Here is a 14089-nt window from a genome sequence, read left to right as displayed (position 1 = left end):
CCTCGCAAATTGAGGGCATTTTTATTAACTATTCTGCTTACTGTCTGAGTCCTTTTTCTTCAAGCAACTTCAGAATCGCTTCTGCCGCTTCCTGTGGGCTTGGGTTCATCATCACTTTTCCACCTGAGGAAGCAGGCGCAGCAGTGGCAGCTTTGAAGCGGTCGCGGCTGGACGCTTTGGCCGCGACAGTTTTGGTGCGCTTAGGGCGTTTCTTAGCAGGCTGCCATTCCCAGCCCTGTTGCTCCAAATCCATTATCACTTCAACTTCCAGCACATTCACTAAACCATCTCGCGCTCTGGTAAACGCACTTTGCCTCGCTGCCGGTGCTGATGAACTGGCAATCAGCACGGCAGGTAGTTCCACCCTTAGTTTTCTGCGCTGACCACCCGCCAAAGCCTGAAGCACTTCAACGTGGGAATCGGTATGCTTCATCACATTGACCACCTCCGGCACCACGGCTGCACCTAACCCATCGGCAACCAGATACGGCACCATGCCGGATGATTCCCCCTGCTCTGCCCGGGCTCCACAGAAAACCAGTTGGGGCTTTTGGGATTTGACGAAACCCGCCAGTGCCGCGCTGGTGTCTGCCCCTTCTGGCTGCTTCAACACATTGACCTTGGAGACGCCCATACCGAGATATTCCCGAACGGCAGGTGATTGTGGTTCTCCGGCAAATACAACCATTGCGGATTCCGACTGGGTCAATGCCATTTCCAGCGCTTTGGCATCACGGTCTGCCCGTCTTGGGCGTCCAGAGAGCGGGTGTTGGCCGGCTGAAACCAGTACCAGGATGTTTTGGTTATCCGACATCATCAAGCTCTCCTTTACCGCCAGAGGTAGCGTCAACCAATGCCTGCATCACCTCGCTGCTGTCAGCGATAATGCTGAGATCAGCGCGTTTAATCATGTCGCAGTTGGCATCGGTATTGAGTGCAATGACGGTTTCGCAGGTCGTCATCCCCTGCAAATGCTGAATTGCCCCCGAAATACCCACGGCGACATAGACTTTAGCGTTCACATAAGTGCCTGTTGCGCCGACCTGCGTCGTTCTTGGCATGTGTCCGTTATCGACAGCGACGCGGCTGGCCCCTTCTGTTGCGCCCAAAGCTTGCGCACATTGATGGAACAAGGCCCAGTTTCGAATTCCGTTACCACCGGAGAGAATAAAGCGGGTTTCCGCCAAGGGAATGTCAGCCGGATCAACGGCGACACCACCAAGATCAGTGACTTTGGGGATCACGCCCGCCACATCGGCAACATCCAGTGAAGACGCTTCCGTGATAAACCCAGCAATGGGGTCAGCCACTTGTTCTTCCACCAACAAGATGCGGGAAAGCTTCCGGTTAACGCTTTTTGATGCGTCACCACCGCTACAATTCAGGGTACCTTCTGCGTAAAGCTTGCCGCGAGTCACTGGCCTTACGCCCAGTGAAACCGCCAATCTTCTCGCTAAGTCACCACCGACTAATGTGCCATCCGCGAATATCCAATGTTTGGGGAAAAGCTCTGAATCAATGGTTTGTAATACCGCGAGCCAACTGTCAGGGGAGTAACTGGCTGCATCGAGCGTCAGCGCCCTGTCTGCGCCTGCCGAAGCAAGGTCATCTTCACGGCTGTGCAGGTTAATCATTACGACGGCTGTGCCATCGTCAGCCAAAGAATGAGCAAGCCCTAACATGTCTTTATCCAGCACCGTCAGCTTGGCACTGTCAGAATCCGAGAACACCACAATATAGTTGGAAGGATTAACAATGGCCCTGAGTGGAAGGCTTTGTTCTTGCTGTTTTTTCGCCACACCAGCCGCTGCGACCGCAGCACCAGAGCGGTCGATCCGTTTGATGCCTTCCGCCGATAAGTACCCCTGCTTGTGAGGATTTTTGCGGTTGGTACCACCTGACATCAGCAAATCATGGTCAACAGCCATCTCATCATACTGAGGGTGCAGGCGATTTCTCAGGATATGTTCTTTACGGGGATCGCGTCGTTTAATCTCGTCCATTTACTCCCCCACCGCTTTTGCTTTACCAGCGTCGGCGTTTTCTGCCACGGCATCGAGTAGCATGACCGCAATGTCTTTCACTTCCGGCCTTGGCATCACAACACCTTCGAGCATCACCGCACACTGCGGACAGGCAACCGCTACCATTTCTGCACCTGTCTCGCGGGCATCATCCATCCGCATATCCGCAATACGATGTTCACCCGGAATATCGGTGACTGGCGCACCACCTCCACCGCCGCAACAACGCGAGCGATAACCTGAACGCTCCATCTCACTGACAGTGAGTCCCATGCTGCTCAAGAGGTAGCGCGGTGCGTCATAGCCACCGTTGTAACGCCCTAGATAACAAGGATCGTGATACGTCACCGATTGGGCTTTGGCCTGATTCAGCTTGATATCACCTTGCTCTACCAGCTTCGCCAGATACTCGGTGTGGTGGAAAACATCATAACTGCCGCCAAAGTCCGGGTACTCATTTTTCAACACATGGAAGGCGTGAGGGTCCGGCGTAACAATCGATCGGAATTGGTACTTGTTCAGGGTTTTGACATTGGCAATCGCCAAGCGCTGGAAGGTGGCTTCATCGCCCAAACGACGCGCCAGATCGCCGCTATCCAATTCTTCGTTACCCAAAATGGCGAACTCGATATTGGCGTTACGCAGAAGAGCTACCACAGCACGGAGCGTGCGTTGGTAAGCCAGATCAAAGGCACCGTCACCTGCCCAAAGCAACACGTCCGTAGTACCTACCTCTGACAGGTGATTGAGCTTCAGATCGACGGACCAGTTCGCTCGGCTGTTTGGGGAAAGGCCATTCGGGTTATCGGTTGCAATCAGGTTTTCCAATACCTCTGCGCCTTTTCCGACCGTTTCACCTTTTGCGAGCGTCAGGTTACGGCGCATGTCGACGATGGCATCGACGTGTTCGATCATCATCGGGCATTCTTCAACACAAGCGCGACAGGTGGTGCAAGACCAGACGGTTTCTGCATCCAGTAAGCCCTCAAACAGAGGTTTATCCGGCGCTCCGCAACGGGCTTCATCAGATTTGCCGGGGTACTGGCTGCCTGCGTAATTTACGGTGTCACCGCCAGCCATGCCAACCACCATATCCTGAATCAGTTTCTTCGGATTCAGCGGCTGACCTGCGGCAAACGCGGGACAGACTTTTTCACAGCGCCCGCATTGCACGCAGGCATCAAATCCCAACAGCTGGTTCCAATAAAAATCGGATGGCTTTTCGACGCCCAGAGTTTGCTCGTCAAGATTGATTGGTTTCAATCCCGTCGATCGGCCACCGCCAAAACGTTCCTGACGACGGTGAAAACCAAGATGCAAGGCACCCGCAAAGGCGTGTTTCATTGGGCCGCCCCAGGTCATGCCAAACAGCAGCTCTGCTAAACCTAGCAGAATGCCAACGATAAGCAGTGCCGCGACGATGATGGGTACATTACCGATGCCCAATAACAACAGTAACGACATCATCAAACCAGAGAAGGAGAAAACCAGCAGACTATTAGGTAGCCTCTGCCAAGGCCCCTTGGAAAGGTTCGCAGGCGGGTTTTCGCGACGTTTTTTCACTTTCACTGCACCAAACGCCATGGCAGCAAACGTCGCGCTCATCAGTGCGAATGTCAGTATATTGTCGAACCCCAGAATGAAAACCAGCACCATTAAAATGCCGGATGCCACAAAGCCCCCAGCAGTGGCGACGTGCGTGTTCGCAAACGCTTTGTCACGTGCAACCACGTCGTGAAGATCGACCAAATAGCGTCTGGGGATGGCAGCAAGGGCTTTCCCGATAGGAAGGCTGGCTGGCTTCCCTTGCTGCCAGAGACGAATCCGTTTGACTGCGCCCGCAATCGCCAGCGCAATCATGATGACTAACAAGGGACCGATAAGCGAAGTCCACATCACAGCTACCCCGCAGTCGGTCAGAGGTCTTTAAACAGACGCAGTGAATCGTAGATGGCAGCGTGAATATTGCGCTGCGCGCTGCAATCCCCGATGCGATAAAGCAGGTAACCGTCCGCCTGTTCAGCAAATGCGGGTTGTGGCTCGAAGACAAACAGAGTGTCGATATCTACCTGGCCGCGGTTGCGGGAGCCTTCTTTGAGCGCATAGTAGAGCGTTTCATCTGGTCTGACGCCGTTTTCAATCACCACCTGATCGACCACGCGCTCTTCGCGCACACCTGTGTATTCGTTTTCAAAGCGGGCAATCAGTTTGTCACCCTCTTTGTAGACCTCTTCCAGCACCAGATCCGGCGTCATCACCACATCGCGCTCGTAGAGGCTTCGATAGTATGTGGGGAAGCTGGTGCCGCCCACTGCGACACCCGGCTTGATATCATCAGTGACAATTTCCACCAGTGAGCCTTTCGCCGCGAGATAATCCGCGACAGACATACCCGCGAATTCACAAATGGTGTCGTACACCACCACGTTTTTACCCGGCTCAACCGCACCGCTCAGAATGTCCCAACTGCTCACCACCAAACCGTCATCACCGCCCCATTTGGCTTCCTGATTGATAAACGGTTTACCGCCGACAGCCAGCACTACTACATCGGGTGATTCAGCCATAATGGTGGCTTCATCTGCCGCCGTGTCGAATACTAGGTTCACACCCAAACGGCGCAGTTCGAGATCGAACCAGCGGGTAATACCGGCGATTTGTTCACGCTGAGGCGCAGCGGCAGCCAGCGTGATTTGCCCGCCGAGTTCACTGTTTTTCTCAAACAGGGTGACCTGATGACCACGCTCGGCGCAGACACGCGCTGCTTCCATGCCACCAGGGCCGCCACCGACCACCACCACTTTGCGAATTGGGCCGTCGGTTTTGCTGATGATATGTGGGACTTTGGCTTCGCGAGATGTCGCTGCGTTTTGGATACAGAGAACATCAATACCCTGATATTGGCGGTCAATGCAGTAGTTGGCACCAACACACTGACGGATTTGATCTGTCTGGCCCAGCTTCACTTTAGTGATGAGATGAGGGTCTGCGATGTGGGCGCGTGTCATACCGACAAAGTCAATCAATCCGCTTTCCAGCGCACGCGCAGCCTGTACCGGATCTTTGATGTTCTGTGCGTGCATCACAGGCACATTCACCACGCTGCGAATCCCTGCGGCGAGGTGAATAAACGGCTCTGGCGGGTAAGTCATATTCGGGATGACGTTCGCCAGCGTGTTGTGAGTATCACAGCCCGAACCCACAACGCTGAAGAAATCGATCATGCCGAGACCATCGTAATAGGCCGCAATTTCTTTCATGTTCTCGTGGTCAAGGCCGTCAGGATGGAATTCATCGCCCGTCATGCGGATGCCAACTGCGAAATCCGGCCCCACTTCCGCACGCACCGCTTTCAGAATTTCTACGCCAAAACGCATGCGGTTTTCGAAGCTGCCGCCCCATTCATCGGTACGACGGTTAACACGCGGACTCCAGAACTGATCGACCAAGTGTTGGTGGGCAAATGAGAGTTCAACGCCGTCCAAGCCGCCTTCTTTTGCACGACGGACGGCTTGCGCGAAATCATCGATAATGCGCCAGATTTCCTCTGGCTCAATGGTTTTACAAGTCGCACGGTGAACCGGTTCGCGGATACCGCTTGGGCTCATTAGGGTTGGCCAGTTGCCACCATCCCAACGAGAACGGCGTCCCATGTGGGTCAGTTGGATCATGATAGCCGCGCCATGTTTATGCATGGCATCAGCTAGGTTCTGGAAGTGTGGAATGACGTCATCAGTACTCACGTTCACCGAACTCCACCAATGCTGTGGACTGTCGATAGACACCGGGCTTGAGCCGCCACAGACACAGAGGCCAATACCGCCCTTGGCTTTTTCCTCGTAATACTTGATGTAGCGCTCAGTCGGCATGCCATTTTCCGTCGCATACACCTCGGCATGTGCCGTACTGATCACCCGGTTTCTGATCGTCAGCTTGTTGATCGCAAGCGGCTGAAAAATAGCGTCGAACTGAGACATTGCACTTCCTTATTTTGTTTTGAGGTCCCAGGACCTGCTTTTCCTAGGATCCAGAACCTTCTATTACCTGCTCTTAACCAATCGGCTTCACTTCAAACAGTCCAAAATCGCAGCCTTCTTCAGAGCCGCTTTGCAATTGCACTGCATGGGTTTTGAACGGAAAGCCGACGCTCTCCGTCACCTGATCCATGGCGCCAGCAAACCAGCCTGTGAACATGTAATCCACCTTGCGGTTCACCTTGCCGTAGTAATACACGAATGCAGAGTTTTCGAGCCGCACTCTTGCCGTTCCCTGCGAAACATCCAGATGCTCGATAAAAAATTGCCCCCAACCGCGCTGGGAAAGACGCTTCATGTAATGGTCGAACACTTCTGCACCTGAGATGCCGTGAGTCTCACCTTCCTGTTCGCACCAGAAGTAAGCAGATTTGTAGCCTGCTTTGTAGAGCAAATCCGCGTATTGATCTGCGCCAATCGCGTCTTCCACCTCAGCATGGTTGTTGATGAAAAAGTGTCGGGGGACATAGAGCATAGGCAAGCCATCGGTGCTCCAAACGCCAGTTTCGTCGTCGACCTGAATAGGGATTTCCGGTGGATGATGACCCATTAATGCTTCCTCTCTTTCTGGCTTATTCGCCCCAAACGTCTTTAAGAACTTTGACCCAGTTGCCACCCATGATTTTTTGCACTTTCTCTGGCGACCAACCGCTGTCGAGTAACGCCGCCGTCAGATTCGGGAATTCCCCCACGGTACGGATGCCTTTCGGGTTGATGATTTCGCCAAATTTGGTCAGCCTTCTTGCGTAGCCTTTGTCATGGGTAATCCATTCAAAGAATTCCTGATCGTGACCTTGAGTAAAGTCAGTGCCGATACCAACACAATCTTCACCGACCAGATCAACGATGTAATCGATGGCTTCGACGTAATCTTCGATGGTGGAATTGATGCCGTTTTTCAGGAAAGGGGCGAACATGGTGACGCCGATAAAGCCGCCGTGGTCAGCAATGAACTTCAGCTCTTCATCGGATTTATTACGGGGATGATCTTTCAAGCCAAGCGGCAAACAGTGGGAATAACAAACCGGCTTTTTCGATTCCAGAATGACTTCTTCCGAGGTTTTTGGCCCAACATGGGAAAGGTCACACATGATGCCGACACGGTTCATTTCCGCGACGACTTCACGGCCATAACCGGATAAGCCACCATCGCGCTCGTAGCAACCTGTACCGACCAAGTTTTGGGTGTTGTAAGCCATTTGCGCGATGCCTACACCCAGCTTTTTGAAAATCTCGATGTAGCCAAGTTTGTCCTCAAACGCATGAACATTCTGAAAGCCCAGCATGATGCCGGTTTTACCTTCACGCTTGGCAGCAAGAATATCTTCTGTGGTGTACACCGGACGAATGAGGTCGCTGTTTTCACGCAGCAATTGGTTGAATTCGACAATGTTATCCACGGTACCTTGAAAACCTTCCCATACCGAAACCGTGCAATTGGCGGCCGTCAGCCCGCCTTTTGCCATGTCTTCAAACAGTTCCCGGTTCCATTTGGCGATAATCAGGCCATCAATGATGATGGAATCTCGATGCAGCGCTAGAGCATCTGACATGGGTGCGTCCTTTGTTGGTTTTTCCTTTTCTATATTTAGCCAACTTAAACAACACTCAGCTGATCCAGCGATGCGAATGCGACAGGATGTATTTGGAATGCGCCGCGAACGGCGCATAGAGGAAAATCATGAAATTATTTTTGCTTTTTAATCAGTGCAGTAAGCGGATACAGAGTTTGTCCGATGACGCCCTTAGGCATGGGTTTGGTGGTGCCATATTTTGCTGGCCAGTGCTGTTTAGGCATGTGCATGGTGCCGAACAACCAGTCAAACAACACCAAATGTGCACTGTAATTGGTATCAATCGCAGGCTTTTCTGAGCTGTGATGCCAGTGATGGAATTGCGGTGTCACAAAGATATATTTCAGAAAACCAAAGTGCATGCGGGTGTTACAGTGAATCAATACCGCTTGCAGCGCTGCGAAAGCCACGTAAGCATTCAATGCTGCCTCTGAAGGCCCCAGCAAATACAGCGGCACCATCACCATTGCACGCTCTGAAAACACTTGAATGAAGTGACCTCGAGAGCCTGCCAGCCAATCCAGTTCTTCCACCGAGTGGTGAACCGCATGAACCGGCCACAGCACTTTTACTTCGTGGAACAGGCGGTGTTCCCAGTAAAGAACAAAGTCTGCGGCAATCAGAATCAGTACGAATTGAACAATGACAGGCAGGGATTGCACTGACTCTTGCAATGAAGCACTCACTGCCCAGTCAAAGTGGGACGTATGGTAGTTGGCGTAAATCAGGATGGCGGAAATCGCCAGATGGTTGAAGCAGAAATAGAAGAAGTCCGTTTCCCACTCTTTACGCAAGATCACTTGGTTCTTGTACTTCGGCAGTAGCTTTTCCAGCGTCATAAAAATCGCCGCAGAGCCCAAAAACGCCAGGATTAACCAATCCACTCCCAAGGAGAGTTCTTTCGGCTCAACTGGGCCAACAGGCACGGTGTACCCACCCAAAGCAAAAGCTACCAGCGTCAGCAATATGCCGATACAACCCAAACGACGGTACCTTTTCAGCAGGTGCGTCATGGCACCAAAGAACAGAGAAAAGTACATGCCGTATTTCAAAACATGTTGCAGGCTTTCCGCATCGTAGGTTTTACGAAGTTCAGTCGTGGTGAGATAGGAAGGAAAGAGATAAGCCAGTACAGCAAGCAGCGACAAACCACCCAATATCACGGACAGATATCCGCTGATTTTACCTTCGCCAAGACGAAACGCGCGGTCGGTATCCAACTCTACCTGACGCTCCTGATATTGATACGGTTTGTCCTTCTTACACATCACTTGCTCCTGCTGCCAAATCGCTTGGAATTGAATGACAAGTACTTTACGTGCTCCAGGGCGGTAGGCAAACATTCAGGGAATAAGTAACAAAAAGCGCTACCCAAGGTAGCGCTTTTTGACACCGTAACCGGAAATGACTTAGAACAAGCCGACAATCTCGCCATCATCATCCAGTGAGATGCTGAGTGCGGCTGGCTTACGCGGCAGTCCTGGCATGGTCATGACATCACCACAAATTGCGACAACAAAGCCTGCACCCGCCATCAAGCGAAGTTCACGCACAGGCAGAATGTGCCCTGATGGTGCCCCAAGCTCCGATGGCTCTGAGGTAAAACTGTAAGGTGTTTTCGCGATACAAACAGGGAGATGTCCGTAACCCAACTGGTGGATTTCATCGAGCTGCTTTTGCGCCGCGATGTTGAACTGCACGTCTTCCGCGCCATAAAGCGAGGTGGCGACTTTGCGGATTTTGTCATCAATTGGAAGGTCATCTTCATAGAGGAATTGCACATCTGGTGCTTCTCCGTCCAAGATGGTTTTCACTGCTTCTGCAACCGCTTTGGCACCGACTCCACCTTCTGCCCAATGCTGCGCTTCTTCGACGCGCGCGCCCAGGCTCAGGCAAACCTCTTTGATGATAGAAAGCTCCCTGGCATCATCGGTCGGGAAACGGTTGATTGCTACTACGGGCGTCAGGCCAAACTTCTGCATGTTTTCGATGTGGCGTTTAAGGTTGGCTGAACCAAGCTTCACCGCGTCAACGTCTACTGCATCCAATTTGTCTTTCGCGACGCCACCCTGCATTTTCAGCGCACGCACAGTGCATACCAATACGGCCGCATCCGGTCTCAAACCAGAAATACGGCATTTGATGTCGATGAACTTCTCTGCGCCCAAGTCCGCACCAAAGCCCGCTTCCGTCACCACCACATCGGTTAGACCCATGGCTGTGCGGGTCGCCATCACAGAATTACAGCCATGAGCGATATTGGCGAACGGACCGCCATGGATCAGCGCTGGATTGTGCTCCAAAGTCTGGATCAAGTTTGGCTGAATCGCGTCTTTCAGAAGTACCGTCATTGCGCCTTCTGCGCCTAAATCACGTGCGGTCACTGGCTTGTTGTCGCGGTCGCGTCCAATGATGATATTACCCAGACGACGCTGAAGATCTTTTCTGTCTTCTGCCAGACAAAGGATTGCCATGATTTCAGACGCCACGGTAATGTCGAAACCAGATTCGCGCGGCTGACCATGAGCAGGACCGCCCAATCCCACCAAGGTATGGCGAAGCGCGCGATCATTCATGTCCATCACACGACGCCATGATACTTTGCGCGCATCCAGATTAAGCTCGTTACCCCAGTGGATGTGGTTATCAATCAAGGCTGCCAGCAGGTTATGGGCAGAGGTGATCGCATGAAAATCACCGTTGAAGTGGAGATTTAAATCTTCCATCGGAATGGCTTGCGCGCGGCCACCGCCAGCTGCCCCCCCCTTCACACCAAAACAAGGGCCCAATGACGGTTCACGCAAACAAACGCTGGCGCTAACGCCGATAGCATTCAGGGCATCTGCCAGACCAATGCTGGTGGTGGTTTTTCCTTCCCCAGCAGGGGTCGGCGTAATCGCAGTGACCAGCACGAGTTTGCCCACTTTCGAAGTGGTATCAATCTGTGACAAATCCAGTTTGGCTTTGTAATGCCCAAACGGGATCAAAGCATGTGCGGCCACGCCGAGTTTACGCTGGGCCACTTCAAAGATCGGCCAAGGTTTTACAGCACGGGCGATTTCAATATCCGGCGCGCCGGGTGGAGGTAAAGCTGTCATATTTTCAGTCACTAATACGGTATTATTTTGATTATTCATTAGAGTGCCACAAATTTCACTATATCAGAGTCTCGGCATCAAGATTAAATGCCGGGTTACTACCAGTGAATTGGATTATCTGGCTTTGTTAGCGAGCCATTCAGCGGATTGTTTCAGCCCACCAAACGGAAACAAATGGATCCCCTTCAACACAGATTCCGACCTATTCGATTGATAAATTGCCAGCCCTTCCAGCAATGAATCTGGCGTCCAAGGTCTCAGCAGCCTGACGGCATTTATGTTCTTGGTCAGCGCCTTTGCGGATGTTGCTACCCCGCACTGAGCCGCGTACGAAAGCAGGTTTTTCAAACGCGTAGGCCCGGCAAGTCCGAGATACACCGGAATGCCAGCAAGTATGGTTTGGTGTTCATCGAGCCACTGCTCCAAAACCGTCTGATCAAACGAGAATTGCGTCACCACCCAAAGACTCAGCCCATGTGTTTTGGCATAGTTACGCTTGAACTCAAGTGCGCGTTTCAATGTGGCTTGCTCAGCGTGGGGGTGTCCTTCGGGATACCCCGCAACACCAAAGCTTTCAATGCCATATTCCTGCAACAGACCAGATTGCAGAAGTTGCATGGTATCCGCATAAGGTCCCTGAACAGTTTCAATGTCGCCAGATATAAGCAGCAGCTGCTTTACGCCAAGTACTTTGAGCGCCAACAACCATTCACGAAGTTTCTCTTCGCTCGGGACAGCGCGTGCAGGAAGATGAGGAACCGGAACCACACCCCAAATCAACAGGGTTTTACAGGTCTCGAAAGCATCTTCAAAGTTTGAGGAGGGAAGAAAAGGCACGTACACACGGATACCTTCCGGTAGCCATTCCGGTCGATTTTCCAACGCACTCACTTGACGCGGTGTCGCTTCTAGAGAGGCATGATAAACAAGCTCTGCCGCAGCAAAAGCGGGATCGGGAAGCTGAGGCATACAATCAACTTTGCCTTGTTCAAAATTCATGGTCATGAGCATTTCGCCAGAAAGTGGCGGTGCATTGCACCGCCAACAAATAGGTCAGGAAACAGGCGCGCTGGTGCGCGATTTCTCCACTTCCCGGGAGTTAGGGTTCACCGAAGGCCGGAAGGGTATACTGACGACCTCGGCTTCGACAACCTCTCCGCCAAATTCCGTTGGCAACGCTACCCTGTATTTGGTGCCAACATCCCTTCCATCCCAAGGTACATGGCAAAGCGCGATGTTGGTTTCCAGTTCTGGGCTGTACCAAGGCGATGTCACGTAGCCGACTGCATCATCACCCTCTTCGTCATAAATCAGCCAAAAATCGTTGGCGTAATCGATCACTGGTTCACCACCAAAGACAATCCCAACCATACCAAGGGGATACGGAGATTCTCCGGCTTCGATTTGCGTTCTGGCTTTCTCGAGTGCCGCCTTGCCTATGTAGTCGCCCTCTTTGTCTTTCGGCACTTGATAGGCGAGGTTACATTGGAAAGGAGAAACTTCCTGATCAACGTCCTGTCCCCAGGAAAGAATGCCTGCGGCAATGCGTCGGTGATGAGCGACGGCAGTCACTTTCAGGTTGTGCTTTTCACCTGCGTCCAGTACGCCATACCAGACTTTTTCCGCATTCAACGTTGCGTCCAAGCAGTAGATTTCGTAGCCCTTTTCGCCGCTGAATCCGGTCTGGGAGATAATCACGTCAGCCCCGTTAAGCGTGCCTTCCATCAAACCATAAAAGGGAATATCACTGACAGCTGAGCCAAACAGATCCGTCATCAGCGCTTCGGATTTTGGCCCTTGGATTTGCACCGGACAAACATCAATTTCTGCAATGGTGACATCAAAGCCTTTACCAATGTTCACGCCACGAAGCCAAAATTCGATGTCACTGTCTGAAATCGAAAACCAGAATTCATCTTCCGCAATGCGCAAAAGCACTGGGTCATTCATGATCCCGCCTTCTTCATTACACAAGATCACGTACTTTCCGTGCATGGGCTTGATGATATTGGCCGGGCGAGTAATAACGAAGTCGACGAACTTTTCGGCGTCCGGCCCTTTCACCTGAATCTGGCGCTCAACCGCAACATTCCACATTGCCACGTGATTCACCAACGCATCATACTCCGCCATCACGCCGCCTTGCTCTTTGGGAATATGAGCACGGGGGTGATACATGCGGTTATAAATCGTGGCCTGCCAGCAGTCAGATTCGTAAGAGAGATGCCAATAAGGAGATTTCCTCACCCGTGTAGAGATCAGAAGTTCGACCGGTGTGGGACCCGACTGCCTGAGATTAATCGGCACTCGTCGGTTAGATTGATCAACAGAGGTTGTATGCCTGGCTGCTGCGGCTCTCTTCTGCATGGGTGTTTTTTCATTCATCGCATCTGACCTCCTTGTATTCGGAACCCTATATGTCCAAAACTCTAACGTCCCTTATGGCAGATCCCGCATCGGCCGTTGATGGGATGCTTCGCCCTTTGTTTAAAAGCGCTTTCTAAAACGGATGATTAGCTAGCCTCATCCTGTTGCCTAAACTGAGGCGTTTTAGACATCCAAGCCATTCAACACGCGACACGGTAAAAATGAAAAGCGTCAAACCATCGCAGTCAATTGACGACGAATCCCATCAATCATCGTAAAATGGAAGCAATCAATATAAAGGGATATCTCAATGCCACGGATTTTATGTTTTGGTGATTCAAATACTTGGGGTTATAACCCTTCAAATGGCTCGCGTTGGGGCGAAGACATTCGCTGGACATCACGCCTTCAAGGAGCGCTCAATATTGACAAAGACGACGGCTCCGAAGACCGTTTTGTGATTGTTGAGGAAGGGCTCAATGGACGCACCACAGTGTGGAATGACCCAATGAAGCCATACCGCGATGGAAGCGCCGCTCTGCCCATGCTGCTGCTCTCTCACCGTCCACTGGATGGCGTGGTGATCACACTCGGCACCAATGACTTGAAGTCCCAGTTCCCTTCAGAACCAGCCTGGATTGCAGAAGGTATTCGCAAGCTGATTGGTCAAGTCAAAGAGTGCGACAACGCAGGTCACCCGACTCCACGTATTTTGATTGTTTCGCCTGCGCCAATGCACGACGCCAACAACTGGGCTTCAGGTTTTCGTGATGGTCGGCAGAAGTCTCTTGAGCTTGCGAGCTTTTTCCGTGCAGTGGCTGAGGAAGAAGGCTGCGATTTCTTCGAAGCAGCCACCGTCTGTGAAGCATCACCTATTGATGGCCTCCATCTTGATGAAACAGGTCATGCGGCATTGGCTGATGCGCTGGCGAAGATTCTTCGTTAAATGAGCCACTAGGGTTTTGGCATCGTACTATACCCAAACGACCTGA

The 14089-nt window shown here is 52.0% G+C and carries 11 protein-coding genes; 1 reads left to right on the top strand and 10 read right to left on the bottom strand.

From position 1 onward, the window contains the following. Positions 1-37: 37 nt before the first annotated feature. The 10 genes from RN22_RS19560 to RN22_RS19515 form a co-directional block, all read right to left on the bottom strand. Positions 38-817 carry an electron transfer flavoprotein subunit beta gene (locus RN22_RS19560; protein WP_231590936.1) on the bottom strand — a complete coding sequence of 260 codons (780 nt, stop codon included), beginning with the start codon at positions 815-817 and terminating at the stop codon, positions 38-40. After that, the gene (locus tag RN22_RS19555; RefSeq protein WP_046306946.1) at positions 804-2003 is read right to left on the bottom strand and encodes an electron transfer flavoprotein subunit alpha/FixB family protein; all 1200 of its coding nucleotides are present in this window, start codon (positions 2001-2003) and stop codon (positions 804-806) included. The genes RN22_RS19560 and RN22_RS19555 overlap by 14 nt, the downstream gene beginning before the upstream one ends. Beyond that, the gene (locus tag RN22_RS19550) at positions 2004-3920 is read right to left on the bottom strand and encodes a (Fe-S)-binding protein (protein ID WP_046306944.1); all 1917 of its coding nucleotides are present in this window, start codon (positions 3918-3920) and stop codon (positions 2004-2006) included. Between the two features lie 20 nt (positions 3921-3940). Next, positions 3941-6001 (bottom strand): NADH:flavin oxidoreductase, encoded by a 2061-nt coding sequence (locus RN22_RS19545; RefSeq protein WP_046306941.1) that lies wholly within the window; start codon positions 5999-6001, stop codon positions 3941-3943. Between the two features lie 73 nt (positions 6002-6074). After that, positions 6075-6608, bottom strand: a complete 534-nt coding sequence (locus tag RN22_RS19540; protein ID WP_046306938.1) for a DUF5943 domain-containing protein — start codon at positions 6606-6608, stop codon at positions 6075-6077. A gap of 22 nt (positions 6609-6630) precedes the next feature. Continuing rightward, the gene (locus RN22_RS19535) at positions 6631-7611 is read right to left on the bottom strand and encodes a dipeptidase (protein ID WP_046306936.1); all 981 of its coding nucleotides are present in this window, start codon (positions 7609-7611) and stop codon (positions 6631-6633) included. 134 nt (positions 7612-7745) lie between these two features. Next, positions 7746-8900 (bottom strand): sterol desaturase family protein, encoded by a 1155-nt coding sequence (locus RN22_RS19530; protein ID WP_046306977.1) that lies wholly within the window; start codon positions 8898-8900, stop codon positions 7746-7748. Between the two features lie 141 nt (positions 8901-9041). Then, entirely contained in the window at positions 9042-10730 is a 1689-nt protein-coding gene (locus tag RN22_RS19525) for a formate--tetrahydrofolate ligase (protein ID WP_197076324.1), read from the bottom strand. A gap of 114 nt (positions 10731-10844) precedes the next feature. After that, positions 10845-11735 (bottom strand): methylenetetrahydrofolate reductase, encoded by an 891-nt coding sequence (locus RN22_RS19520; RefSeq protein WP_156168237.1) that lies wholly within the window; start codon positions 11733-11735, stop codon positions 10845-10847. Between the two features lie 48 nt (positions 11736-11783). Beyond that, positions 11784-13115: a glycine cleavage T C-terminal barrel domain-containing protein gene (locus RN22_RS19515; protein WP_046306933.1), complete on the bottom strand. Its 1332-nt coding sequence runs from the start codon at positions 13113-13115 to the stop codon at positions 11784-11786. Positions 13116-13407: 292 nt separating this feature from the next. On the opposite strand from RN22_RS19515, the gene RN22_RS19510 reads away from it, so the two are divergent. Beyond that, positions 13408-14043 (top strand): SGNH/GDSL hydrolase family protein, encoded by a 636-nt coding sequence (locus RN22_RS19510; protein ID WP_046306932.1) that lies wholly within the window; start codon positions 13408-13410, stop codon positions 14041-14043. Positions 14044-14089 lie beyond the last annotated feature (46 nt).

Origin of the sequence: Grimontia sp. AD028 (genome assembly GCF_000973155.1) — a bacterium.
Lineage (GTDB): Bacteria > Pseudomonadota > Gammaproteobacteria > Enterobacterales > Vibrionaceae > Enterovibrio > Enterovibrio indicus.
Note: the sequence above shows the minus strand (reverse complement) of the source record. Positions and strands in the feature narration are given on the sequence as shown.